At 39.8% G+C, this 26,512-nt stretch carries 18 protein-coding genes; 6 read left to right on the top strand and 12 right to left on the bottom strand.

The window, feature by feature from the left end; genetic code table 11:
- Positions 1-83 precede the first annotated feature (83 nt).
- The 10 genes from QL229_RS08675 to QL229_RS08630 all read right to left on the bottom strand — a co-directional run bounded on the left by QL229_RS08675 (position 84) and on the right by QL229_RS08630 (position 15,639).
- Entirely contained in the window at positions 84-1,175 is a 1,092-nt protein-coding gene (locus tag QL229_RS08675) for an ABC transporter substrate-binding protein (protein ID WP_138557718.1), read from the bottom strand.
- Between the two features lie 42 nt (positions 1,176-1,217).
- A complete protein-coding gene (locus QL229_RS08670) occupies positions 1,218-2,300 on the bottom strand; it encodes a DUF418 domain-containing protein (protein WP_138557719.1) in 1,083 nt (360 codons plus the stop codon).
- Between the two features lie 7 nt (positions 2,301-2,307).
- Positions 2,308-3,522, bottom strand: a complete 1,215-nt coding sequence (locus tag QL229_RS08665) for an HDOD domain-containing protein (RefSeq protein WP_138557720.1) — start codon at positions 3,520-3,522, stop codon at positions 2,308-2,310.
- A 91-nt stretch (positions 3,523-3,613) separates the two neighbouring features.
- Positions 3,614-5,152 carry a glycogen/starch synthase gene (locus tag QL229_RS08660; protein ID WP_138557721.1) on the bottom strand — a complete coding sequence of 513 codons (1,539 nt, stop codon included), beginning with the start codon at positions 5,150-5,152 and terminating at the stop codon, positions 3,614-3,616.
- Between the two features lie 100 nt (positions 5,153-5,252).
- Positions 5,253-6,536 (bottom strand): glucose-1-phosphate adenylyltransferase, encoded by a 1,284-nt coding sequence (glgC, locus tag QL229_RS08655; protein ID WP_138557722.1) that lies wholly within the window; start codon positions 6,534-6,536, stop codon positions 5,253-5,255.
- Positions 6,537-6,554: 18 nt separating this feature from the next.
- Positions 6,555-9,077: a glycogen/starch/alpha-glucan phosphorylase gene (locus QL229_RS08650; protein WP_281546769.1), complete on the bottom strand. Its 2,523-nt coding sequence runs from the start codon at positions 9,075-9,077 to the stop codon at positions 6,555-6,557.
- Positions 9,070-11,127, bottom strand: a complete 2,058-nt coding sequence (gene glgX, locus QL229_RS08645; protein WP_138557723.1) for a glycogen debranching protein GlgX — start codon at positions 11,125-11,127, stop codon at positions 9,070-9,072. The genes QL229_RS08650 and glgX overlap by 8 nt, the downstream gene beginning before the upstream one ends.
- On the bottom strand, positions 11,117-13,354 hold the full coding sequence (gene glgB / locus QL229_RS08640; RefSeq protein WP_138557724.1) for a 1,4-alpha-glucan branching protein GlgB: 2,238 nt from the start codon (positions 13,352-13,354) through the stop codon (positions 11,117-11,119). The genes glgX and glgB overlap by 11 nt, the downstream gene beginning before the upstream one ends.
- Positions 13,355-15,331, bottom strand: coding sequence for a 4-alpha-glucanotransferase (gene malQ / locus QL229_RS08635; RefSeq protein WP_138557725.1), 1,977 nt, complete (start codon positions 15,329-15,331; stop codon positions 13,355-13,357).
- An 8-nt stretch (positions 15,332-15,339) separates the two neighbouring features.
- A complete protein-coding gene (locus QL229_RS08630) occupies positions 15,340-15,639 on the bottom strand; it encodes an isoamylase early set domain-containing protein (RefSeq protein WP_138557726.1) in 300 nt (99 codons plus the stop codon).
- 1,155 nt (positions 15,640-16,794) lie between these two features.
- Between QL229_RS08630 and QL229_RS08625 the strand changes: the two genes are divergently transcribed.
- Together QL229_RS08625 and QL229_RS08620 are read left to right on the top strand one after the other, a co-directional pair.
- Entirely contained in the window at positions 16,795-18,708 is a 1,914-nt protein-coding gene (locus tag QL229_RS08625; RefSeq protein ID WP_135926355.1) for an EAL domain-containing protein, read from the top strand.
- A 49-nt stretch (positions 18,709-18,757) separates the two neighbouring features.
- Positions 18,758-19,681, top strand: a complete 924-nt coding sequence (locus tag QL229_RS08620) for a hypothetical protein (RefSeq protein ID WP_138557727.1) — start codon at positions 18,758-18,760, stop codon at positions 19,679-19,681.
- On the opposite strand, the gene QL229_RS08615 is transcribed toward QL229_RS08620, so the two are convergent.
- Entirely contained in the window at positions 19,678-20,841 is a 1,164-nt protein-coding gene (locus tag QL229_RS08615; protein ID WP_138557728.1) for a cellulose-binding family II protein, read from the bottom strand. The genes QL229_RS08620 and QL229_RS08615 overlap by 4 nt on opposite strands.
- 71 nt (positions 20,842-20,912) lie before the next feature.
- Entirely contained in the window at positions 20,913-21,341 is a 429-nt protein-coding gene (locus QL229_RS08610; protein ID WP_135926352.1) for an Lrp/AsnC family transcriptional regulator, read from the bottom strand.
- 203 nt (positions 21,342-21,544) lie between these two features.
- On the opposite strand from QL229_RS08610, the gene QL229_RS08605 reads away from it, so the two are divergent.
- The 4 genes from QL229_RS08605 to QL229_RS08590 are packed head-to-tail and all read left to right on the top strand — an operon-like array spanning position 21,545 to position 26,167.
- Positions 21,545-22,750 carry an aspartate aminotransferase family protein gene (locus QL229_RS08605; protein WP_281546768.1) on the top strand — a complete coding sequence of 402 codons (1,206 nt, stop codon included), beginning with the start codon at positions 21,545-21,547 and terminating at the stop codon, positions 22,748-22,750.
- 47 nt (positions 22,751-22,797) lie between these two features.
- Entirely contained in the window at positions 22,798-23,832 is a 1,035-nt protein-coding gene (gene astA / locus QL229_RS08600) for an arginine N-succinyltransferase (protein WP_135926350.1), read from the top strand.
- Between the two features lie 18 nt (positions 23,833-23,850).
- Positions 23,851-25,323, top strand: coding sequence for a succinylglutamate-semialdehyde dehydrogenase (astD, locus tag QL229_RS08595; RefSeq protein WP_135926349.1), 1,473 nt, complete (start codon positions 23,851-23,853; stop codon positions 25,321-25,323).
- A gap of 40 nt (positions 25,324-25,363) precedes the next feature.
- Positions 25,364-26,167: a DUF1338 domain-containing protein gene (locus QL229_RS08590; protein ID WP_135926348.1), complete on the top strand. Its 804-nt coding sequence runs from the start codon at positions 25,364-25,366 to the stop codon at positions 26,165-26,167.
- The last annotated feature ends 345 nt before the right edge of the window (positions 26,168-26,512 follow it).

Here is a 26,512-nt window from a genome sequence, read left to right as displayed (position 1 = left end):
CTTCTGTCTGGATTTTAAAGCTGCTAGTTTATACCAGAAGCCTTTGCCAAGCTAGGTAGAATCTAGGCTCTTTCGCAGCACTTTTAGTGCAGCGCTGCATTTTTAGGCTTTTCACTCAATAAACTATGCAGGGTATCAAAATCGAACGCGTACTCGCTACTTTTAGTGTTTTGTAGTAAAAAGGTTTCAAAGGGGATAACCGACCAGTCTTTAATATTTCTAAGCCAGCCATAACTTTTTATATTGTGCTGTGTAATGACCCCAAGTTGAAACTTAATCGCATTATGGTTTTGCCAATAAGGATTACCATTATTATGATCGACTAAGCTTATTAATGCCCACGCCCCCATCATAAAATGCCCGCCAACACTGGCCGTAAGTTTTTGCTGTTCAATCAAGTCTAAATTTTCATCAAGCCAATCTATACCACCAATAAAATAGGCTTTATCTGCTTTTTCTTTTACTGCTTCAAGTGCACCTTGTGCCATTAAATCAGAAGCGCACCAAATTACATTAGTATCTGGATATCGTTGTAATAAACGACTGACTTTATGCACTGCCTCTTGCTTGCTCCAATTGGCATAAACAACTTGCTCAAGCTCGACATCTTGTTTACGTAAGTAATGAACAAGGCCATCACTGCGGGTATCTGATTCGGAGCCATAATGACCATTAATCGCAACAAAATGCGGCGTTTGCTTTGTAGCTATTGCCTCATTAAGTAAAGCTTTGCCAAGTTGCTCTCCCGCTTTAAAGTTATCGTGAAAAACCTCTCCTAACCAGTATTTAAAGCGCTGGCGAGGCTTACCAACTTCATCTCGCTCAACGCCGACAATAGTTTCTTCCAGTGTTATAAAGTTAACTTTGTGCTGCTCAAGTAGAGTCATTGACTGCTCAGCACCACCTGGGTAATTGATCAAGATAGCGTAATCTGGCTTGGGGTTATATTGTAGGTACTGTTTTAATTCAGCTAATTGAATATGACGATTACCACCGCCGTAAATGGTCGTGAGATTGACATTATTTTGCTCGGCAGCCACGTGCATGATATCACTCACTTTTTGCCAAAATATGTCGGTTTTAACTGATGGATTAACGAGCAACACAGAAAACTGATCGCCTGCATAAAGTGGTGAACAGCAAAGCAATGTTAAAACTAACCAGCAAGTCCGCATAACCACTCCGTTTTGTTTTCTTTTATTGTAGTATACGAGACATTATCTCGACAATTTTCGCCAGATTAATTCACACGGACCATGTTTAAAGTACTGGCTATAGACTTTACAAAATACCAATTGAAAAACAAGCACACCCGCAATAACCAACCAATAATCTATTCGATCGAAATTAAGTGCAGCGCTTGAGAATGCAACTTTAAAAAACAGTATAAATATGACTGTTTGCATCAGATATAAAGTCAATGACATGCGTCCAGCCTGCTGTAGCAGTAACCATTTACTGGATTTATTTTTAACTATTTTTACAATGATATGGCAATAGCAAATGGCCATAGCTAAAGCTGCTAGCCAATTTATAGGCTCGACAATCGCGTACATAAATACACTACGGTTAGGGTCTATCATCAACCTTACAAGTGTTAAACCAATAGCCGCTGGAACAATCATGTTAAGCTGAGCTTTCGTTAAGCCGTCAACAAAAACCCCTTGTTTATATAGATAAACGCCCACTAGCATTAGCCCTGCGGCCATCCACATAGTGATCAGCGGCACTGCAATAAGCATCACAGTAAACATTAATACGTTACTGACAAATCCAGCAAAGTAGGAAGAATAAGCCGCATCATAAGCCATCAAAAACGCGTCTGAGCTTCGCGTTAAAGGCGTTAATTCAGGTTCGACAAAGGCAAGTAAAAATGAAATAAAGGCACCGAGAAGTAAAAACAACATGCCCATACGCAGTATTTTTTCGTTATCTTGCTGGCTAAATTTAAGGGTTAACCAACCAGCACAGGCATAAATAAACAAAATATCGCCGGCCCAAAGCAAAAAGCCGTGAGCAAGGCCAATATAAGCAAGCACTTTTAAGCGATTGTGTTGTTTATCTATACTTTGCCAAAGCTGCCATTGAATAACCAATGAGGCACCAAATAATAGGCAAAAAAGGCTTCTAAAACGTCCATCAATAAATAACACATTAATGATGTTTATGATGCTATCAGAAATTGGTGGCGATGAGCTTGGGGTATAATCATACTCAAACATAGCAAAGGTATAGATGTTCATAAACATCAAACCTAGCACCGCAATACCTCGTAAAACATCCATATTTATATTGCGCATAGTTCCCTTATAAGTTTTGTCTACAGCTATCGCTCCAATTTACCGCATTTTCGTATATTTTGGGAAGCTCCCCACTCTCAATATTTAAATAGGCAACTGCTTGCTCCAGTGCCCACCAGCTTCCTGTTTCGTATGCTTTAACAGTTTCGAGAATGTAATAGAGAATATTCTTTTCTTGCATTAATGCTGCATGTATTTCGTCAGGAAACGGCAATCTATCCAACAGCTTTTCCATCGGCTGATCTAATATTGCATCGAGTAATGAAAACAGCCCCGTTAAAAATGCCTCTCCGGTTTGTTGTTTTGCGACACGCTGCGCTATTAATTCACAAAAACGCGCTCTGACAACACAAAGCCGAGTAAGCTCGGCTGGTTTTGATTGGGCGCTATGGGCGGTGATGATCAAACTAACAAACTTTTTCAGTCGTTCATGACCTAGGTACACAAGCGCTTGCTTTAATGAACCTATTTTACTTTTTATTGGAAATACACCACTGTTTATTAAGCGTAATAGCTTATACGCAAGTGCAGTATCTAAAGAAAACAGTCCCGCGATTTCGCTAATATTAGGATCAGGGCGCATTACTTCAGCATAAATCGACAAAACTAATGCATAGTTGTAATCGATATCGCGATGTTGGATCATTTTTGGTTTTGCAAAAAAGTAACCTTGGAAAAAATCGAAACCCATTTTGTAGGCTTTCTCATAATCATCGGCAGTTTCAAGCTTTTCTGCTAATAGTTTTATTTTTTTATGCTTTTTCAGCTTCTGTAAAACAGGCGCAATGTCCTCAAAGGGGGTTTGCTTCACATCGAACTTAATCAAGCGAATTAACTTTAAAAAGCGGTCCCATTCAGGTTGGTATACGAAATCATCAAGAGCAAGTTTGTAGTTATTATGGAAAAGCTCCCGACAAAATTCATAGTTTTCATCTGATGGCTCCATCGTTTCGAGAAGCTCAATAACCACGTCTTGAGTTGGCAAAAACGCGCATAGGTCCAGTTTCAACGATTCTGGACCTATGTTAATTAACGCCTTTTTGCCCGACGTAATATGGCGAGTGCCTAGATTGAGCTGGTTTTCCATAATCAGACGCGCAGTAGCTGTGCTCTCTGAAACATCCGGGAAACTGTTTTTTAAACTATCTCTAAATAGTAGCTCATAGGCGACAACTTGTTGACGACGATTAAAGACCGCTTGCCTAGCAACAAATACAGCCACTTTACCTACTTTTGAATTTTTATATCACACTAAGTAATTAATAGCTGAAATAGACAAAAAAGTCACTTAATTACCATGAATCACGCAATATTTATTGATATAAGCCTGATAAATAGCCATCTGCAACAGATCCCCATGTAAAACGAGCATTTTTAGCTTGTTCACATATCGAGCGCCATTGCTCAGGTTGCGACTTTTTAAGGTCTAGCGCATCACTAAAACCAGTAATAAGTTCGTAGCTTTGAGAGGCTAAACTCTCACCTCTAAAACTAAAACCACTGACATTATGCTCGACCGTATCCTGTAAACCGCCAACACCATGAACTAAGCATGGCTGTCCAGCGCGCATTGCTAACATTTGACTTATTCCACATGGCTCAAATGAGCTTGGCATTAAGAATAAATCACCCAAGTGATACATATATTCACCAACCAAGTGTGCATAGCCTTTTAAAAATAGCAGATTCTCTTGGCGTGCCATGACAGTTGTCATGATTTGCTCAAGTTCAGCATCACCAGAGCCAAGAATTATCATGTAGCCATCATGTTGCTTTAAGCGTTGACATAACTCATCTAAAACCAATGCTTTTTCATAAGGTTGACGCAGTAAAAGTGCCTTTTGATCTGTTAATCGACCAACACTCGTAACAAGCGGACCCGCAAAAGGTTTTGTTTTGAACTGTAATAAACGTTGGTGAGCAAGATAATAACTTGAATCCAAGATGGGGCTCTTCGCCATCCATTGAAATAGTGCCGACTCTGCATGATGGTAAAGTGTTGCAAGGCTGATATCTTTGAGTTCCATTCCTGGATATTCACAACCATTTAGGATCCCTACCACACGACCTTCACGATAGGCTGCCTGCAAATCAGCTTCTAGTCCTTCTCCACCAAAAAAACCATTTGCAGCATCACTCGGACGCAATACTTCTTGACAGTAGGTCGGTGAAACAAGGTGCACTTTATCAACTAAATTAATCGCTGCTCGCATCGGATTAAAACAATCGTGATAACGCGGATCGCACAATTTCTCGCCGTTATAATTTAAGCCCGGAAACCATGCTTCTAAACTTGAGCTATCGCCTTTAAATGGGCGAATACCTTGCAATGCCAAATTATGAACGGTATAAGCTAAAAATAACTTAGATAATGTACGGTAACGACCGTCATTTTTTAGTAATAATGCCACACAGGCGCTATGCCAGTCATGCAAATGCATTACATCAGGGGTTCGGATAATTCCTTGTAGTAAGGCTTCACACACCGCCGCATTAAACAATGCAAACTTACTCGCATCGGTTGCAAAGGGCCTGCCAGGTTCATCATTACAATACACGGCACCATTATGGCGACTGAATTCCCAATGAGAAATAATCAGTTGCGTAACACCGTGTTCACTATTGGCAAGTTTCCACACGTCTAGTTGCTGCATATGCCCTGCAAATGGAACATTTACAACACCGATATGATGACGTTCAAGATAATGAAATCCGTAATCAGGGATCACAACATCAACAGTAAGGCCTTTATCAACTAACGCTTTAGGACAGTCCCTAACAACATCCGCTACACCACCGACTTTAGCATTCGGTAATGCGTCATTCTCTGCAGCCACCATCAACACATGCATGATTAGCAGTACTCCATAACATTAATTCTTACTATGAAACAAGGAGTAGCAATTGCTACTCCTTACTACACTATGACTTTACCATTAAACAAAATATTTATTACTTTGCTTTTATTGCCTTTGCTTTTTTCTCAAGCTCATTCAACATGTCTCGGGTAACAAGTACGATACCCTTTTTCGACACTCTAAAGCCATTTTCTTTATCAGCTTCATTATCAAAACCAATTTCAAGGCCTGCAGGGATCTCACAGTTACGGTCTATAATAGCACGCCTAATGCGGCAATTACGGTTAATTTTAACCCCCGGTAAGATCACTGACTCTTCGATTTCACAATATGAATGAACATATACATTCGAAAACAGCAGTGATTTTCTAACCATTGAACCAGAGATAATACAGCCACCCGATACCGTTGAATCCACAGCCATACCACGTCTATCATCATCATTAAAAATGAATTTAGCAGGTGGTAATTGCTCTTGATATGTCCAAATCGGCCATTTAGGATCGTATAAGTCAAGCTGAGGCTCTGGCATAACAAGCTCCATATTGGCTTCCCAAAACGAATCCAGGGTACCTACATCACGCCAGTATGGCTGGCCTTCATTTTCATCTCTAAATGGGTATGCAAATACATTGTGCTCTTCAATGATGGCCGGGATAATATCGTGACCAAAGTCACGACCAGAACCCTCTGTTTCTGCATCTTTTTTTAACTGTTCAAATAAGAACTCTGTGTTAAAAATGTAGTTACCCATTGACGCTAAACAAGTACCTGGTTTACCCGGCACTGAAGTTGGCTCAGATGGTTTCTCATCAAAACGGCGAACTCTGTTATTCTCATCAACAGTCATTACACCAAAGGTACCTGCAGCCTCTTCACACGGTACTTCGATACAGCACACTGTCATATCTGCACCAGTTTCAACATGCTTAGCAAGTAAACCGCCGTAATCCATGCAGTAAACGTGGTCACCTGAAAGGATCATCACATATTTAGGCAGCTCATGACGAATGATATCCATATTTTGGAAAACGGCGTCTGCCGTACCACAATACCAATCATCACCTTTACGTTGTGATGCCGGCAGTATTTCTACCGACTCACCGAGTTCTTTTTTAAAGTGTCCCCATGCACGGTTTACATGGCGGATTAATGAGTGTGACTTGTATTGAGTTGCTATACCAACACGACGAATGCCTGAGTTAATACAGTTTGATAGAGGAAAATCGATTATTCGATGTTTCCCGCCAAAATACACTGCTGGCTTAGCACGCCAGTCTGTTAATTCATGTAAACGAGAACCACGCCCACCTGCTAAAATGAGTGCATACGTTTCTCTTGTTAAACTACTTATGTATCGATTTGCATAACTAGGCATAACTCTCTCCGTCTTAAGTTAGCTGCTTTTCTTCTGTGTGTTTTGCTTTGCGCTAATGTCTAACAGTGGTTCCAAGTGCCAGATGTCATCACTGTATTGACTAATTGTTCTATCGCTCGAAAACATGCCACTAGCCGCCGTATTTAAAATACTCATTTGCGTCCAGTGAGCAGTGTCTAGGTAAGCTTTTTCAACTTGCTCTTGTGCCTCAACGAAGCTGGCAAAATCATGGGCAACTAACCACGGATCGTGCGGGCTCTTAATCGCAGCAATAATGTCGTCGAATAGATTTGGTTCAAACAAGTTAAAGTGACCGCTTTCAAGTAACGGCATTACCTTGTATAGGCTGTCGGTTTGATGAATAATTTGCTCAGGATTATAGTGCGCTTTGATATCATCAATTTGTTCTGCTCGAGCACCAAACAAGAAGAAATTATCAGCACCTACTGCGTCACGGATCTCGATATTGGCACCATCTAACGTACCAATGGTCAAAGCACCATTCATCATGAACTTCATGTTACCGGTACCCGATGCTTCTTTACCTGCTGTTGAAATTTGCTCAGACAAATCCGTTGCTGGGCAAATAGTTTCCATTGCTGTCACGTTATAATTCGGTAAAAAAGCCACTCTCAAGTACGGTTTTGCCAATGGATCTTTATTGATCACTTCAGCAACATTATTAATTAACTTAATTATCTTCTTCGCCATGTAGTAACCAGGTGCGGCTTTACCACCTAATAACACACAACGAGGGACAATATTTGAAGTATCACCTTGGCGAATACGATCATATAAGTGAATAACATGTAATATATTTAATAATTGGCGCTTGTATTCATGAATACGTTTTACTTGCACATCAAACATCATTGATGGATCAAACTCAACGCCACAACGAGCCTTAACGAGTTCAACAAGGCGTTGCTTATTGCTATGTTTAACTGCTTGCCATTCTTTGTGGAATTTAGTGTCGTCGTATAAACGACGTAATTGACTAACTTTACTGAAGTCACCTACCCACTCATCACCTATGTGCTTATTGAGTAGTTTGGCTAAATCAGGGTTACAATGTGCAAGCCAACGACGTGGCGTCACCCCATTGGTCTTATTATTGAATTTTTCTGGCCAAAGCTGATAAAACTCATTGAATAAGCCCGCTTTAAGTAGCTCGGTATGAAGTGCAGCAACACCATTTACTGAGTAACTACCAACAATTGCTAAATACGCCATGCGGATTTGTGGCTCTGGGCCTTCTTCAATAAGCGATAATGCTCGTTGTTTTTCAACATCTCCAGGCCATGCTTGAGCAACATCTGCTAAGAAGCGGGCATTGATTTCATAGATTATTTCTAAGATACGCGGTAATAATCGCGCAAATAATGATACTGACCACTTCTCTAATGCTTCTGGCAGTAAAGTGTGGTTAGTATAAGCCATGGTTTTAGTGGTAATAGACCAGGCTTCTTGCCAATCTAGCTCATACTCATCAACCAAAATACGCATCAGTTCTGCTACAGCAATACTTGGGTGTGTATCGTTTAATTGAAAAACATGGTAATCAGCAAAGTCAGAGAAATCTTCGCCATGTTTGCTAACCCACGTATCTATGATGTCTTGTAAGCTCGCCGATGATAAGAAGTATTGCTGGCGTAAACGAAGCTCTTTACCATTTTCACTGCTATCATTTGGATAAAGTACCATGGTGATTTGTTCAGCAAGGTTTTTACGAGCAACAGCTTCTGAATAACTACCTGCGTTGAATTCGCTCAAATCAAATTCGTCAGTCGCCTCTGATTTCCATAAACGTAGCGTGTTTACGATATCGTTTTTATAGCCAGGAATTGGCACATCATAAGGCACAGCTAAGACATCGTGAGAATCAAGCCATTGACGGTGCTCACGCCCGTATTTATCAGTATAACTTTCAACATGACCAAAGAATTTTACGCGCTTTGATTGCTCTGGGGCACTTAGCTCCCAAGGATGACCTTCGCGTAACCAGTTATCGGGCTGTTCAATTTGATGGCCATTTTCAATCGCTTGATTAAACATGCCATATTCATAACGAATACCATAACCAATCACAGGTAGTGCCAAGCTTGCACAACTATCCAAGAAACACGCAGCTAGACGGCCCAAACCACCGTTACCTAAACCTGCGTCGTGCTCAGCTTCTGCAACTGTCTCTAACTTTGTACAGTAATCTTGTAATGCTTTTGCAACTTGATCGTCTAAATCTAGGTTTAGAATGGCATTACCAAGAGCACGACCCATTAAAAATTCAAGAGATAAATAAGCAGTTTTACGACGCTTTTGTCCGTGAATTTGCTGATTAGTTACACGGCAACGTGCAACCAATCTGTCACGAATAGTTAATGCTAAAGCATGATATAAATATAATTGCGATTCACCGACTTTGTCACGCCCAAGGGTGTAATAAAAATGGCGAGATAAATCATCATCTAAGGTGCTTTCATCAACGGTAGGGGCATCCTGCCAGCCCTTAACAACACATACTTGATCGGCATTTTTAGCCATGATTAGGATCCTCTGAATTGGCGGTAAAAACCCAGCTGCTCATTGCAGCAATCTGTTGTTCCTTATCAACATCATAAGTTGACATAGGATGTATACTTGTCAGTGCTAAATGCCACTTCCCTTTCGCAAGAGGGGGTAATTGACAAGTAACAGACTCTGACCCAGCATTTAAAATGATCAATAAAGCTTGGTTTGTGTGTTTATCAGTCAGGCTATAAATCAACACTTGGCGATCACCTTGATGCCAATCGTCTTGTTCCATTGCGGTGCCTGATTCGGTGAACCACGCGACGTCGTAACGTGGATCATTATCATGAACAAAAAAACGATGCTTAAAGACACTAAACTGCTTTCGTAAACGCAAAACATCATCGATGAATCGGGTTAATGGATGATTAATTTGCGAGTCTTTCCATGCAAGCCAGCTAGTGCGATTATTTTGGCAATACGCGTTATTATTACCACCTTGTGAATGGGCCATTTCGCTTCCTAGTGAAAGCATTGGAACCCCTTTTGAAAGTAATAACGTCAATAGAATATTTTTTTGTTGCTGCAAACGTAATGCGTTAATTTCTTTATCGTCAGTAAAACCTTCTACACCACAATTAAAGGAGTGGTTGGCACTGTGTCCATCTCTATTTTGTTCACCGTTGGCTTCATTATGTTTCTGTTCATAACTCACTAAATCATTAAGCGTGAAACCATCATGGCTCGTCACAAAATTAATGCTGTTAAGTGGTCCTCTGAGATTATGCTCAAATAAGTCGAACGAACCATGTAAACGCTTTGCAAGCTCACCTATAACCCCCTGCTCTTGTCGCCAAAAGCGTCGGATAGTGTCACGATACTTGTCGTTCCACTCACGCCAAGGTGCAGGAAAAGCCCCTAATTGGTAACCGCCCGGGCCAATATCCCATGGCTCAGCAATCAGTTTTACTTTACTCAAAACAGGATCTTGGTTGATTGCTTGGAAAAACGCATGCGCTTGATTAAAGCCATTAGGATTACGAGCAAGAATCGTTGCAAGGTCGAAACGAAAACCGTCTACCCCCATTACTTCAACCCAATATCGCAAGCTATCAAGCACCAGCTGTAAGGTTCTTGGTGAATCAATATTCACAGTATTACCACAGCCGGTATCATTGATATAATGCTGAGGTTTATCAGCCACAGTGCGATAATAGCCAAGGTTATCTAAGCCGCGTAAAGAAAGAATAGGCCCATCAGTTCCTGCTTCAGCAGTATGGTTATAGACAACATCTAAAATTACTTCGATATCAGCCTTATGAAGAGCCGCAACCATTTGCTGAAATTCGCCGATATCATCATTCACTAGATAATCTTTGTGCGGCGTGAAGAAATTAAGCGTGTTGTAACCCCAATAGTTTTGTAGGCCTTTAGCCGTTAAGAACTGCTCACTGATGAATGCGTGCACAGGGAGTAATTCAAGACAAGTCACCCCTATAGTGCGTAAATGCTCTATAAAACTCGGATGGCTTAAGCCTAAGAACTTACCTTGTAGTGCTTTAGGGATCATTGGGTGTCGACATGTTGCGCCAGTAACATGGCACTCATAAATCACCGTTTTACCCCAACTATGATTAGGTTTTTTACCTGTATAAGGTGCAAGCTCGCGAACTCGAGACTTGGGCATATCAACAGCGTTATTGACTTGACTCAACTTACCTACAGGCATCTGACCATAATGGCGCTCACTCCAAGTAAACTCACCATGCAAGTCTCGCGCATAAGGGTCTAGTAGTAGCTTGTGATTATTAAAGAAAAGCCCTTTTTCTGGTGCATATTCACCATCTGCCCTGTAACCATACAATGCCCCTGCTTTTAAAGGGCTAACGTGCAATGTCCAAATGCCACCTTCGTTAAGGTGCATTGAAAGAGTCATTACTTCTGAATGACCGCTATTGTCAAATAAACACAATGACACATGCTGAGCTTGGGGTGCATACACAGCAAAATTAACACCGTTTTCAACAATAGATGCCCCTAGAGGCATCGTTGAACCGATTTGAAGCTCTACACTATGACTCATCGTTCACCTTCTTCAGGTAAATAGTTGCAAGCCCAGGTAAAGACACGCTTATACTTTGATTGTAACCATGACTCGCAGTAGGCTGACTAAAGATAAGTTGTTCTGTATTACCGCTAACTTCAACACCCGAACCAAAGTATTCTTTATTATCAGAATTAAAGATAACTTGATAACGACCTGGCTTAGGAACGCCTATTACATAGTCATGATAAACTTGCGGTGTTAAGTTACTAATTACCAGAACAAAATCGTCAGCATGCTTGGCATAACGGATGAAACTAAACATGCTTTGCTCTGCATTAGAACTATCTAACCATGCAAAGCCCGCTGGGCTAGTATCTTGCTCATAGAGTGCAGGAGTCGTGGTATAAATATTATTCAGTTGTTTAATTGTTTGTTGCATACCACTATGACTAACATGCTCAAGCAAGTGCCAGTCAATTGATTGGTCATGATTCCATTCACTACGCTGAGCAATTTCAGCTCCCATAAATAACAGCTTTTTACCCGGATGAGCCCACATAAATGCGTAGTATGCTCGTAAATTAGCAAACTTCTGCCAATCATCACCTGGCATTTTCTCTATCAATGAGCCTTTACCATGCACAACTTCGTCGTGACTTAAAGGCAAAATGTAGTTCTCGCTATAGGCATACACCATTGAAAACGTCATTTCATGATGATGGTGGGCACGATATAAAGAATCACGCTGCATATAATGCAAACTATCGTTCATCCAACCCATATTCCATTTATAGCCAAAGCCTAAACCGCCATGATCGACCTGCCGTGTCACTCCCGGCCAAGCAGTTGATTCTTCAGCTACCATCATAATGCCAGGATTTTTACCGTAACATCGCAGATTAACCTGCTTTAAACATTCTATTGCACCAAGATTTTCACGACCGCCATACTGGTTTGGGATCCATTGCCCTTCTTCTCGGCTGTAATCGAGATACAACATTGATGCAACCGCATCAACACGCAAACCATCAATGCCAAATTCATGCAACCAATACATTGCATTAGCTATCAAAAAGCTGCGAACTTCTGCACGATCATAGTTGTAAATATAGGTATTCCAATCAGGGTGAAATCCCTGTCTTACATCTGCATGCTCGTATAAATGCGTGCCATCAAAACGATGTAAACCATGTGGATCACTTGGGAAATGACCCGGCACCCAATCTAAAATAATACCGAGATCAGCGTCATGGCATTGCTCAATAAAATATACAAAATCCTCAAAACTGCCATAACGGCTAGTTGGGGCAAATAAGCCCACAGGCTGATAACCCCAAGAACCATCAAATGGATACTCACTGATAGGCATTAATTGTAAATGCGTAAAACCAAGATCTTTAGTGTACGGAATAAGGTTATCGGCAAGCTCACGCCATGTTAAATAGCGGCCCTCATCATCGCGTCGCTGCCAAGAGCCTGCATGCACTTCGTAAATACTGATAGGTGCATCGATACTGTTACGCTTTGCGCGGTTTGCTAATGCTTCATCAGACAACTGTATCTTCTTATTTAGCTTTTGTAAGACAGAAGCAGTGCCCGGCGCTTGTTGCATTTTAAATGCAAACGGATCGGCTTTATCAAGTACTTCACCAGAAGGTGTACTAATCGCAAACTTATAGCACTGATGCTCTTTTAAACCTGGGATAAATAATTCCCAAACGCCACTGGCTGGATGAAAGCGCATAAAATGACGGTTGCGCTGCCAATAATTAAATTCGCCAATAACTGAAACGCTACTCGCGTTAGGTGCCCAAACAGTAAATCGCACACCTTCAACTCCTTGCTGGGTTACAAAGTGCGCACCAAAGTGCTGATAAGCGTGTTCAAGACTACCTTCGTTAAATAAGTACATAGCTTGTTCATCAAGTGTACTTGTAAAACGATACTCATCTTCTTGAAGATACTGACTGCCATCCCCATAATTCACATCCAGTTGGTAATCAGGGATTGATTTTGCTTTGACAGTTGCAATAAATAAATCGCTGTCACCTTGCTTTTTGGCCTCAATAACCTGCTTGCCTTGCAAAATTGACAACTGGCTTGCCCCAGGTAAAAAACAGCGAATCTCAAAGCTTGATGCACTAACTTTATGGGGCCCTAAAAAACTGAAAGGATCTTTATAACAACCTGAAGACAATGCATCGATATGTGCTTGATAAACCATGGGTTCAGCAAAAGGCTTTTGACCAACACGACTGCTCATTTATTGATTCCTTATCGAAATTAAATTGGCTAAAAATGCATGCTGAGCACGAATAATTTGCTCAGTTGGGCGTGAAAGAACGCGCCGCCAATTTGGGTATTCTTTATCAGTTCCGGGAATGTTCACCGGCAAAATTTGCTGATCTAAATCGTCAATTTGAATGGTAAATAATCTGGCTGGAGCAGCTGCTAACGATGAGGCTAATAACTCATACACCACAGACGCTTCAGAATCTAATGATAAGTGCTGCCCTGATTCTCTTGCGATAAAATTAAGCATACGATGCTTTTCGACATTTCTCGCTTCATGTTGCGCAGCGCTTTGTGCACTATCAAGCAAACCATACTCTTGCTTAACAGTAATATCGTGACCAGTCCACCACCCTTTAAATGGCGGTACATCATGATTAGCAATCATCAACAAACTATGCGGTGCAAAGTGCTCTGATGCTAAAAATTCACCTTGATAATCTTTTTCAAAATAGAACAAGCCATTTGAATAAATTGCACTTGCTTTTAGTGCTTCGCGAACCTCACTAGGTACAACACCTAGATCCTCACCTATCACGACACAGTGATTAAGATGAGATTCTATTTTCAGTATCGCCAACAAATGTTCAAATGGGTAGTAAACATAACAACCATCTTGCTGGGCGTTATTTTCAAAACACCACCACAGCCTCCTGATTGCCATCACATGATCTATGCGCAATCCACCAACATCTTCCATATTGGCGCGGATCAAAGAGCGATAGAAGGCAAAATTATTTTTACTTAACTTTTGAGGATTTAAAGCTGGCAACCCCCAATTCTGACCTTGTTCAGCCCAAGGATCAGGAGGCGCTCCCACATTTGCACCCACTGCAAATAACTCTTCTTGGCTACGAAACTCACTGCCATCACCAGCGCAACCAACAGCTAGATCGTTAATAAGACCTATCGCCATATTTGCTTCATTTGCAATATGCTGACAATGATTTAGCTGTAAATGTGCCTGCCACTGCAAGTAACTGGCATATTCATTATCTTCAACTACCAAGGTTGCTAGACTGTGCTTATGATTACTACAAAACTGCTTAAACTCTGCTTTTCGTTCAGCTGACGCTGTCCGGCAAAATTGAGTGTATAAACAACGAAATGCATCATATTTAAATCGACTAACAGCAGAATAATCTATAAAAGGTTCAGTTGTAGCGGGTTTATCACTGAGCAATTGTGATAGTGAGTCATTATTCAATGCATCTTCACACAGTGAAATCGAAATATATAGCGGGTTTAACAACGCTCGGCTGTTAGGGCTATAAGGGCTAGCTCGCTCAGGACTGTGTTCAAATAATAAATGCAATGGATTAAGTAAAATGTAATCCATTTCTTGTTGCGCCACTTCACGGATTAAAGTTGCTAAATCAGCAAAATCGCCAATACCTAATCCTTGCGCATTACACAAACTGTAAAGTTGGATGGAAAGTCCCAAACGCTTTTTATCATCAATTGAGTAACACTCTTTAGGTGTTATCCATAATTGGCTATGAGCTTGTTGATCAGCAACCGTTATCACTGCATCATGATAACCAATTGGCATAGCAGGAACAGGTAAAGCGACTTCAAGGTAACGAACCCCATTAAAGCCATAGTCTCCTGTCACAGCAAGTCCTTGCAGATTTTCACGTGTCAGATTTATGGACAAGGATGGTATGCTAAGGTGGCAAGCTCGGCTCAACAAGCGTTCATCGATACGAACTTTTAAGTAAGGGTCATGCGCCTCAATAATGCTAGTTTGAGGCAACAAAGTCAGCCACGTTCCTGCATCTAAAGCAAAATTTAACTGATTTATTTGATCAGAATTAGCTGTGTCTATACCACAACAGCTTAGTGCCTGGCGGCGTGTATTTTCTTCGAAAATAACATGCTCGCCAGTATACTTCGTATATTCATAGCCTATGCCATGCAGATAATATAACTGCGAAAGTGACTGCATCAACTCACCTAAACGCGTTGGGTATTAACAATACTATTATCTGTTCCAAATTCATTTGGAATATAGCCATCAGCCTGGTGGTCGTTATCCCACTCTTGACCATTAATTAGATAACGAAAATGAAATTCTTTATCAAGCGGTAGGCGTTGTTTACATTTAAACACTTGTTCTTTTTTATTGAATTTCATTGGCACTGGTTGCCAATCTGTAAATTCTGCAACTAACTGCACGTCATCTGCATCGGGATGCTTAAACTCAAAGGTAACTTCTGTTTCGTCTTTAGTCTTAAAAAAACGTTTACTTAACATAGTGGGCTCCAATCAACCAATTGGTAAATTTATCCTTGTCACAGTACCGCTTTTAACAACTTACTGCGCGAAACTGTGCGTTTAAGGTTTATTTATCTAGATACTTATGAAAATAAGTGAACTTAGTAAATCAAACCTATGTTTACGCATTATGACAGTGCATCAGCTTATTTTTTGCACCAAAAAAGAGCAAAAAACAAACTATCCTAACACCCATCATCTTGCTAACTTGTTATGAGCAATAACTGAACCAAGTTGGCTATAAAATATAGTTTAATTTCAATATGTTTTTTAGGTGTTGCTTTTAAAGCATTGTAAAAGTAGTTAACTTGCGGACTTTGGTAAAGTGAATAAATTTGAAGCTTATTTAGAGTAAAAACACTAAATACAACATTACACTTAATACAACAAGAATAAATACAACAAACTGCATGAGTAGTTAATTTCTAAAATAAAAACACACATTCAACAGCAACGAAAACTTAACCTTTATTTTTACTTATATTTTTAGGTTAAATAAACACAATAAAAACAGTATCACCTTATTATATTGCAAACAAATATATAGAATAAAAAGACCACTATATAAGCTGACGATACAATTTACATTTTTTAAAAAATATCTCAGCAATAAAACGAAGACAATAAGTAGAAAAGCGTAAATTTTAGACTTACATGCAGTCCCTTTTGAAAAGAACTTTCCAAATCTATGCAACAAGCTAATGATTTTTCCCTACAGTTTAAAACCAGTTCTCTCACTAATCTGTAAACACTTGAAAGCTTAAAAACCACCAAAAACGCAACTTTTATACAAAAACAACCACAAAGAGAAAATTATCATACATATTGTTATTATAAATAAATTGATCATGCACAAAGAAATCATCACCTCAAATGCGCTAAACTAGAATATCTGCTCGATAATACGCTTACTCTGCTGCGACACAATTCAGCAATTAGCAACAATAGAAGAATTATTTGAGAAGGAAAAGGTTAGAGCAAATATACTAAACAATGTGAAATTTCACATTTACTTACACCCATTGTTCCATTAGACAAGAAAGGCTTTGTTAATTAAATTTACAAGCAATATACTCAAGGCATTAAGCTGGTGAGTTTTATAGTAAAACATTAACACCAAAACGGTAGTAATCTATGACCAAATCTTTTCGTATAACGTGCATAACCATAATAACCGTAATGGCTTTTTGTTATGGCTGTAACATACTGTTAACCAAGCAAGTTAATGATATACAATTCAATATTAATACTGCAGAATTGAGAACATTTGAGCGAGCGTTGTTAAATGTTGAGCCATCGCCTTGGTACAATGTGATACTATATGGTCAGAAAACGTTTCTCGCTGATGACTCTCAATTTGTCGTAATTCAAGCAACCCCAGTTGCAATTAATGCAATTGAGGCGAATAAACTTATCAAACTAACACTTTTATCACCTGTTAATATTATTGTTTTTCTTCTGCTTGCATTAGCAATAAGCCTGGTAGTTACAAGAAAAAAGCAATCAAGTAGTGAAAAGTATTTGTTAAAGGAGCTAAATAAGCAAACGACAGAGCTATTAGAAAACTTAAATGTTGTCCATGTGCCATCTGAGCCAACAGTTAAACCTATTATTCAACTTAAAAAAAATGTTCAAGCACTTAGCTCGCATATAACGACCTATACGAGAGAATCTGAAGTGAGTATTCATCAAGACAAACTCACCTTATTACTCGACCGCCATGCTTATATTGAATACCTCGCAGAACAATTACAAATAGCCGAAAATAACAAACTCAGATGTTCTTTATTATTCATAGATTTAGATGGCTTTAAGCAAGTTAATGACTCATTTGGGCACAGCTTTGGGGATGAAGTGCTCATTCAAGTTGCAGCCCGTTTAAGCAGTGTATTACGTCATCATAAATTAATAAATTTGTCTCCTAAAAGTCAGCTTGAACAAAACTTAGCTCGTTTAGGTGGTGATGAGTTTTCAATATTTATAAGCCAACAACTAGATCAACAAAAAACAGTTGAAGTTGCTCAAAATGTGTTGAGAGAGATTGAACGTGATTTTGTTCTTGGTAATAAGTTAATAAAAATTAGTGCAAGTATTGGTATTGCCGTTTACCCTGATAGTGCGGCTACACCGCAATCTTTATTACAGATGGCCGATGTTGCTATGTACCGCGCTAAAACAGATGGGCGCGGTATTTTCAAAGTTTATTCACCTGAAATGGGTAAAAAGATCCGCCGTTACCACTATTTACTTGAAGAAATGCGTTTAGCAATCGCAAGTGAAAGCTTTCATTTGTCTTTTCAACCCATCGTACATGTTGAGGATTGCGCGATAGATTACTTTGAAGCGCTGATCCGTTGGGATCATCCAGCTGAGGGCTCTATTGCTCCTGACGAATTTATACCAATCGCTGAAGAATCAAACCTAATCTTAGATTTGGGTGATTGGATAATGCTTGAATCGTGTCGACAAATGTCAGCATGGCATAACGCAGGCTTAAAGAAGGTTAAAATTTCAGTAAATATCTCTGGTGTGCAATTAAAGCATCTTGATATTTATAAATTCATCACAGAAAAACTAGCTAAAACAGGTCTACCAGCAACAGCACTGATGCTTGAAATCACAGAGTCTACGCTGATAAAAGCTAGTAATAAAATCATTCATTCTCTAGAGCGCTTGCGTGAAGAAGGCGTCACTATTGCAATTGACGATTTTGGTACAGGATTTAGCTCATTGAGTACATTGGCTGAATTACCAATTGATGTTATTAAACTCGATAGAATGTTTGTCTCACAGGCTGATCAAAATCCTAAATATAACCAGATATTACATACGTTGAGTGAATTAGGGCAAAAACTTGGATTAAAAATTGTTGCTGAAGGTGTTGAAGATCACAGCCAGTTTGAGCTTGTCAAATCGCTTGGCATAAGAAGTGTGCAAGGCTATTTAGTTAGCCACCCTGAATCATCCGTTTATGTAGGCCATAAAGTTTTACAAGACAACTTAAACTTTATGTCTGTAACAGGCACTGGTGTTTGGAATATACAGTAATTATCGTTATGACTATAATAGCGTGTACTTTTCCAAATATGTGCCTTAAATGTTAAAAAAAAGCCTATTATCTATATTACTGTTTTCCATCACGTTGATGGGAATTTTTGTAGCCTCTTCAATTTACACGCTTTACAGTAAAAAGCGTTTAACTGTTGACCCTAAAGTGAAAGAAATTTCAGGAATTGAATTTGATAAATATAAACGGCTATGGGCTATTAACGACAGTGGTGACCAACCGAAGCTCTATCGGCTCAATAAAGATGGCTCAATTGCAAAAGAAATCTTAGTAACAAATGCCAAAAACATTGATTGGGAAGATATGACACAAAATAAATTTGGTCATTTTTTTTTAGGCGACTTCGGCAATAATAACAATGATAGAAAGTGGTTAACCATTTATAAAATCGAAAACCCTATTGATATCAAAGGCGACACCACTGAAGCCGAAATTATCAAGTTCACCTATCCAGAAATGGATGGTAACCCCATTACTCCAGATCAAAGAAACTTTGATTTGGAAGCGTTTGTAGCTCTCGGTCGTCACCTCTATTTATTCACTAAAAACAGAACAGAACCATTTGATGGTATCACCAAAGTATATAAAGTAGGCGATCATGCCGCTAATTTTGATGCAGAGCTAATTGACTCATTTAAAACCTGCACCACCATGGAAAAACTCTGTTGGATCACTTCTGCAGCACTTAGCCCAGACCGCTCCAAGTTAGTACTGTTAGATTCAACTAGCATCTGGCTATTTGAGAATTTTCAAGGTGATAAGTTTTTCTCTGGCGACGTTTCGCTTATAGATTTAGGTATCGTGACCCAAAAAGAAGCGATTACTTTTTATGATGACAATACGATTGTTTTCACTGATGAAGAATTTAAAGGTATTGGTGGCAACGCTTATGTGATTGAACTTGATAAGGTTGAGAAAAAAATCATCCGAAAAGCGCCTAAACCTAATCACTAAGGGCTACTTACTTTATTTGAAAGTGCCTTTTCAATATCGATTCCCAAAATCAGCACACCAATGTGCTGATTTTCATCATCTAATATGGGTACACTAAACTGCACCTGAAAGTGCTTAGTCGACTCATCAAACTCAACCGTGTCAATGTAGTAGTCATCATCTTGCAAATACATATTTAAAAACTTAGCTTCATCACCCTGCCAATAATCGGTTGTGACTTCACTGATTATGACATTCTTACCTTGTTTATCGGTGACGATTATTTCTGTAATTAGGCCTTGCATTTGCTTTTGCCACACTTGTAAGAATTGTGAACCCTCAAGTTTGAGAAAGCGCTCTGCAAGTATTGGTTTATTGTCAATAACTTGCTTAGCCCACTGCTGATCAATCTGCTCTAACTGTTTGATGTCAATTGGTTCCCTATTACTTTTTATTACCGCTTGTTGCACCTGTTCTGAGCTTGCTAAATGCTGTATTTTTTCTAGGAGCACTTTCACTAATGTTAGTTTTTCAATTTTTGACAATATGAAGGGGTTTTGTGAACAGCTACTTATGTGGCTATTAAATATGTTTAAAAACTCGGGAAACTCCTTGAGCGTTTTATTTGCCGCAAATAAGCCAAGTGGAACATAGCGGTAAAATGCCTGCGCGTACTCGTCAGGTTTTATTTGCAGTTGCACAGCGTTGTATTCAAATTCTTCTAAATCAAGCAAAATTCTGTCTACACGCTGCTTTTTAAATACTTTCAGTAGTTCATGTGTGGTGTTAACTTCTACTTCAATATTTTTATTGCTTAGTTGATACCAGTCAGCCTGATGGCTTCCCCTAACAACCCCATAACGAAGGTCTTCTTCAGCGATCGTCGCTGAATCAGCATGGGTAAACCAGTACCAATTTTCTAAATACATAGGTGTAGAAAGTTCACCATACTCTTGCATTTGCGATAACAGGTTTGCGGTAAAGTAACCATCGAGCCGATTTAACTGCACTTCCCTTTTTGCTCTGAGCCAAGGTAGCTTATGTAACTTAAATGGCACATTGATTTGCTTAAATATACATTCAACATGACTTATTGCATTATGAGGTACGTTAATTGGCAGATTCGTTCCTATCTGAAGCGGTTGAGCCACAGTGAGAGAAAGCAAAAAAGAAGCAAGCATTAATATCAGCCTAAACAACTAATAAATTAATTTTATTATAGACAATAAGCGCATTTTTACTTGCTAAACAATTAACGCTTAAATTTTGTCTCTAAAATCACCGACGAGGTCGTACGCTCAACACCATCTAAGTTACCAATGTCATCTAAAAGATGGCTCAGCTTTTCAAGGTTTTGGGCTTGTACAACAGCAATCAAATCAAATTCACCGCTAATTGCATAGAGCTGTGAAATAGCATCAATCTGCTTTAGCTCTATGTTAGTTTTAGTGGTGAGTTTCTGTTTAACCTTGATTGAAACATGCGCTGACACCATTTGGTTCAAGTAGGCATCTCCATAATCAACGCTGTAGCCTTTTATTACACCTGACTCTTCTAGTTTTAACATACGACTTTGTACTGTTGAGCGAGAGAGATTAAGCGCTCTAGCTAAGTCTGAAATACTAGCGCGGGCATTAGTTCTTAAGATAGATAAGAGCTTTTCATCTTGAGGAGTTATCACTTTGTTCACTTTCATCGTTAATTTGCTTTTTATTTTAGTCATTTTTCACAAAATAGCACTGCAAATTTAAGTTCCTAACCAAGATAATAAGAAAAATAGATAAGAAAAATAATCTCATCGTGCTTAATTAGGCAGGAACGGCTTAACTGATCTAATTTTCGCAATATACTTTTTTCATACTAAGCCAGATTTAGGTGCAACAAATGCAAGTAACAAGAGAACTTTTTAACGACGTAATGGTACCAAACTACAACCCATCAGAAGTGATCCCTGTAAAAGGTCAAGGCTCGCGTGTTTGGGATCAAGACGGTAAAGAATTTATCGATTTTGCAGGTGGTATTGCCGTTAACTGTTTAGGTCATTGTCATCCAGCTCTTGTCAATGCGCTGAAAAAGCAAGGCGAAAAAATTTGGCACTTATCAAACGTAATGACCAACGAGCCTGCACTGCGCTTAGCTAAAAAATTAACAGACGCAACGTTTGCAGATAAAGTGTACTTTGCAAACTCAGGCGCAGAGGCTAACGAAGCAGCATTAAAATTAGCGCGTCGCTGGGCATTAGATGTACACGGCGAGCAAAAAAATCAAATCATCGCGTTCAACAAAGGCTTCCACGGTCGTACATTCTTTACCGTTACTGTAGGTGGTCAAGCCGCTTACTCAGATGGTTTTGGTCCTAAGCCAGCTGCAATCGATCACTGTGATTATAACGATTTAGCTGCTTTTGAAGCACTTATCAGTGACAATACATGTGCAGTGATGATGGAACCTCTGCAAGGTGAAGGCGGTATTATTTCACCTACAAGCGAGTTTATCGAAGGTGTACGTGCATTATGTGATAAACACAATGCTTTACTTATTTTTGATGAAGTACAAACAGGTGTTGGTCGTACAGGCGATTTATACGCATACCAAGGTACTAATGTAACTCCAGATATTCTTACAACAGCTAAAGCATTAGGCGGCGGCTTCCCAATTGGTGCGATGATCACAACAGCTAGTATTGCAGAGCATCTAAAAGTTGGTACTCATGGCTCTACTTACGGTGGTAACCCTCTTGCATGTGCTGTAGCAGAAGCTGCTTTTGATACCGTAAATACAGCAGAAGTACTTGCTGGTGTGAAAGAGCGTGAACAGCTTTTCCGTGAAGGCTTAACGGCAATCAACAACAAATATGATGTATTTAGTGAAGTTCGTGGTAAAGGCCTTTTATTAGGCGCAGCTCTAAATAGTAAATTTGAAGGCCGTGCTCGTGATTTCTTAGTTGCAAGCACAAAGCATGGCTTAATGAGCCTTGTTGCTGGTACAAACGTTGTGCGCTTTACGCCATCTTTAGTGATCCCACTTGAAGATATCAAAGAAGGTTTAGCTCGCTTTGAAAAAGCGGTTGCAGACGTTGTAAACGGTTAATTCTAGTTGGCGCATGCTTTTAAGTGTGCGCCATTGGAGTGCAATTAATGCAAGTATTACGTCCTATCACAGCAAATGATTTTGCTGCGTTGAAACAAATTGCTATCGAGTCAGGCCATGGTTTTACCTCACTGCCAGTCGATGATAATTTATTACAACAAAAAATCGAACGCGCAGAACGCAGTTTTGCTAAAGATATAAATAAACCACAAGACGAAACCTACTTATTTGTACTAGAAGACAGCAAGACCGGCGACGTTATTGGCACTACAGCTATCGAAGCCGCAGTGGGTATGTCGGTTCCTTTGTATCATTATCACTTAGGAAAAACCGTTCATCACTCCCCTACACTAAATGTTTATAATACTGTCGATATCTTGAGCATGTGTAATGATTACACCGGTTGTTCTGAGATTTGTACATTGTTTTTGCGTGAGCAAAACAGAAAAGGCTTAACTGGTCGCTTTTTATCACGTTCACGTTTTTTGTTTATGGCGCAACATAGTGAGCGTTTTGCCGATACCATCATTGCAGAAATGCGAGGTGTTAGTGATGAAGACGGTCACTCACCTTTTTGGCAATGGCTACAAGAACACTTTTTTAGCATTGAATTTCCACAAGCTGATCACTTAGTTGGCCTTGGCGATAAAGTGTTTATCAGTGAGTTAATGCCTAAGTACCCTATCTATGCCAACCTGCTTAGCAAAAAAGCACAAGCTGTCATTGGTCAAGTTCATGAAAAAACCAAACCTGCACTAAAACTTTTAGAAAAAGAAGGGTTTGAGCATCGTGGTTACGTCGACCTATTCGATGCAGGACCAACTGTAGAGGCAAAACTTGGTAATATTCGCAGTGTTCGAGAGTCACAAGTATGCCCTATTACTATAGGTGAACTTGATCATATCAATGAGAAATGCTCAGACACACTGGCAATTTGTAATCAAGGCGTGAATGACTTTAGAGCCACTTTTACTAAACATGCTCATTACAATCACGCTAAGCACACCTTAATCGTCAGCCAAGAAGTGGCAGAAGCACTTAAATTAAAACAAGGGGATGCAGCACGTTTCTTCCGTCTGTAACCACTTAAGGAGTTTAAAATGAGTGTAACAACTCAACTTATAGATAACCAATGGCAAGCTGGCCTTGGTCATGATTTTAGTTCAATCAACCCAAGTAATGGGGAGGTTGTTTGGCAAGGTAAAACCGCCACCGCTGAACAAGTAGCTGATGCAATTAAAGCAGCCCGCAATGCGCAGCTTGGCTGGGCTGATATGAGCCTTGAAGATCGTATTGTTATTCTTGAAAACTTTGCAGCCGAGCTTAAAGAAAACAGCGAAGAGTTTGCGACTATTATCGCCCGTGAAACAGGAAAACCACTTTGGGAAACACGTACTGAAGTAGGTGCAATGACGGGTAAGATTGCTATCTCTATTAAGGCATATCATGAGCGCACGGGTACGACAGAAAACCCAATGCCGGGTGCTAAAGCGTTTATTCGTCACAAGCCACATGGTGTTGTTGCGGTGTTTGGCCCATACAACTTCCCAGGTCATTTACCAAATGGCCATATTGTTCCTGCTATTTTAGCGGGTAATACAGTTGTATTTAAGCCATCAGAACTGACGCCTCATGTTGCTGAGTTCACTTTAAAGCTTTGGCTAAAAGCAGGCTTACCAGCCGGTGTCATTAACCTTGTTCAAGGTGAAGTAGACACAGGTATTGCTCTTGCATCTCACCAAGATATTGATGGCTTATTCTTTACGGGTAGCTCAAATACAGGTCACCTATTACATAAGCAATTTGCAGGTCATCCAGGTAAAATCTTAGCGCTAGAAATGGGTGGTAATAACCCACTGATCGTAAAAGATGTCGCAGATGTAAGTGCCGCTGTTCACGACATTATTCAGTCTGGTTTCATTACGTCAGGCCAACGTTGTACCTGTTCTCGTCGTTTATTTATTGAGAACTCAGCAAATGGTGATGCAATTTTAGAAAAATTAATTGCTGCAACAAAAAACATCAAAGTGGCAGACAGCTTCAGCGAAGAGCAACCATTTATGGGTGCAATGATCAGCGAAAAAGCAGCACTAGGTATGGTTGCAGCTCAGCAGCAGTTACTTGATATGGGAGCGACCTCTCTTGTTGAGCTTAAGCATCTCGAGCCGGGCACAGGTTTTGTAAGCCCAGGTATTATTGATGTTACTGCTGTCAAAGATATGCCAGATGAAGAGCATTTTGGTCCTCTTATCAAGGTATATCGTTATACAGATTTTGATAGCGCGATTAATGAAGCAAATAACACCTCGTTTGGTTTATCTGCAGGTTTATTAAGTGATGATAGCAACGACTACCAGCATTTCTTAAAACGTATTCGTGCCGGTATCGTTAACTGGAACCGACCAATTACAGGCGCATCAAGCGCTGCACCGTTTGGTGGTATTGGTGCCAGTGGTAACCACAGAGCAAGCGCGTATTATGCTGCTGACTACTGTGCATACCCTGTTGCTTCTGTTGAAGCCGATAAAGTTAACTTACCACAGACCCTTGCGCCGGGCTTAATTATTGAATAATTGATTGGCGGCCTTGCCGCCTTAATTGAAGGAATTAAACATGCACACAGATGTAAACGCCCTATTTGAAAATCTATGGGAAAACTATTTATCAGTTACGCCTTCGGCGGTAAAAGTACACGAGCTACTAGGCTCTACACAAAAAGATGACGTGATTAACGATCACATCGCTCTACGTACTTTTAATCACGAAAAAATCGGTTTAGAAAAACTAGCTGCGCACTTTTTAGCTGTTGGCTACAAAGAATGCGGCGAGTATCATTTCGAAGCGAAAAAACTATACGCTAAGCATTTTGAACATTCAGATCCTAAACAACCTAAAGTTTTTATCTCTGAATTACTTGTTGAGCAATGCTCAGAAGAATTACAAGCTATTGTGAACGACATGGTTGATCAGATTGACGAAAGTGCAGTAACAGCTGATAACTTCCTTTACTCTGGAACGCACTGGCAAGTAAGTTCAGACACTTACAAAAAGCTGTTAGCAGAAAGCGAATATGCAGCGTGGATGTCGGCGTGGGGTTACCGTGCTAATCACTTTACTGTGAGCATCAATGAATTAGCAAAATTCGATGATATCGAAAGTGTTAACCAAGCACTTAAAGATGCTGGGTTTGCATTGAATACATCAGGCGGCGAAATCAAAGGTTCGCCTGAGGTATTGCTTGAGCAATCTTCAACCCTTGCTGATGACAGCGAAGTGGAATTCAGCGATGGCAAAATGGCTGTACCAAGCTGTTTTTATGAGTTCGCACTACGTTATGCAAAACCAGATGGCGAGCTTTACACAGGCTTTGTAGCAGCATCTGCCGACAAAATTTTTGAGAGCACCAATGCTCGATAAGTAACGGCTTGTTAGCTAAACCAATAATTAAAAAATCCCCTTTTTTGGGGATTTTTTTCGTTTAATAAAATCTGTTTCTCTAGAGTATCAAAAATTTAAATCGTTATAATTAATTAAAAATCAACAGGTTAAAAATATATTTCTGTTTTTGAAATTTTTTATTGCGCAAATAAAAAAGCAGATCTATTATCACGCCGCTTCTTGATGATAGCCAATCCGAGTACATTACAAACACTGTTTGTAGCAAGGCGATAGAGCAACTATCCAAGAGTGTATTTGATTGCACAGAACATACTGTGCGCTTAATAACACTCAACTGACTCGGACTTCCATTTTTTTCCGGGC

The organism is Pseudoalteromonas sp. PAR1 (assembly GCF_947311895.1).
In the GTDB taxonomy this organism is placed as follows: domain Bacteria; phylum Pseudomonadota; class Gammaproteobacteria; order Enterobacterales; family Alteromonadaceae; genus Pseudoalteromonas; species Pseudoalteromonas lipolytica_C.
The sequence above is the reverse complement of the archived record's forward strand: the minus strand, read 5'-3'. Positions and strand labels throughout refer to the sequence as shown.

Bases quoted from the DNA above. Each gene is read 5' to 3' on its own strand.
- QL229_RS08675 (WP_138557718.1), bottom strand. From the start codon at position 1,175: ATGCGGACTTGCTGGTTAGTTTTAACATTGCTTTGCTGTTCACCACTT.
- QL229_RS08670 (WP_138557719.1), bottom strand. From the start codon at position 2,300: ATGCGCAATATAAATATGGATGTTTTACGAGGTATTGCGGTGCTAGGT.
- QL229_RS08660 (WP_138557721.1), bottom strand. From the start codon at position 5,152: ATGCATGTGTTGATGGTGGCTGCAGAGAATGACGCATTACCGAATGCT.
- glgC (WP_138557722.1), bottom strand. From the start codon at position 6,536: ATGCCTAGTTATGCAAATCGATACATAAGTAGTTTAACAAGAGAAACG.
- QL229_RS08650 (WP_281546769.1), bottom strand. From the start codon at position 9,077: ATGGCTAAAAATGCCGATCAAGTATGTGTTGTTAAGGGCTGGCAGGAT.
- glgX (WP_138557723.1), bottom strand. From the start codon at position 11,127: ATGAGTCATAGTGTAGAGCTTCAAATCGGTTCAACGATGCCTCTAGGG.
- glgB (WP_138557724.1), bottom strand. From the start codon at position 13,354: ATGAGCAGTCGTGTTGGTCAAAAGCCTTTTGCTGAACCCATGGTTTAT.
- malQ (WP_138557725.1), bottom strand. From the start codon at position 15,331: ATGCAGTCACTTTCGCAGTTATATTATCTGCATGGCATAGGCTATGAA.
- QL229_RS08630 (WP_138557726.1), bottom strand. From the start codon at position 15,639: ATGTTAAGTAAACGTTTTTTTAAGACTAAAGACGAAACAGAAGTTACC.
- QL229_RS08625 (WP_135926355.1), top strand. From the start codon at position 16,795: ATGACCAAATCTTTTCGTATAACGTGCATAACCATAATAACCGTAATG.
- QL229_RS08620 (WP_138557727.1), top strand. From the start codon at position 18,758: ATGTTAAAAAAAAGCCTATTATCTATATTACTGTTTTCCATCACGTTG.
- QL229_RS08615 (WP_138557728.1), bottom strand. From the start codon at position 20,841: ATGCTTGCTTCTTTTTTGCTTTCTCTCACTGTGGCTCAACCGCTTCAG.
- QL229_RS08605 (WP_281546768.1), top strand. From the start codon at position 21,545: ATGCAAGTAACAAGAGAACTTTTTAACGACGTAATGGTACCAAACTAC.
- astA (WP_135926350.1), top strand. From the start codon at position 22,798: ATGCAAGTATTACGTCCTATCACAGCAAATGATTTTGCTGCGTTGAAA.
- astD (WP_135926349.1), top strand. From the start codon at position 23,851: ATGAGTGTAACAACTCAACTTATAGATAACCAATGGCAAGCTGGCCTT.
- QL229_RS08590 (WP_135926348.1), top strand. From the start codon at position 25,364: ATGCACACAGATGTAAACGCCCTATTTGAAAATCTATGGGAAAACTAT.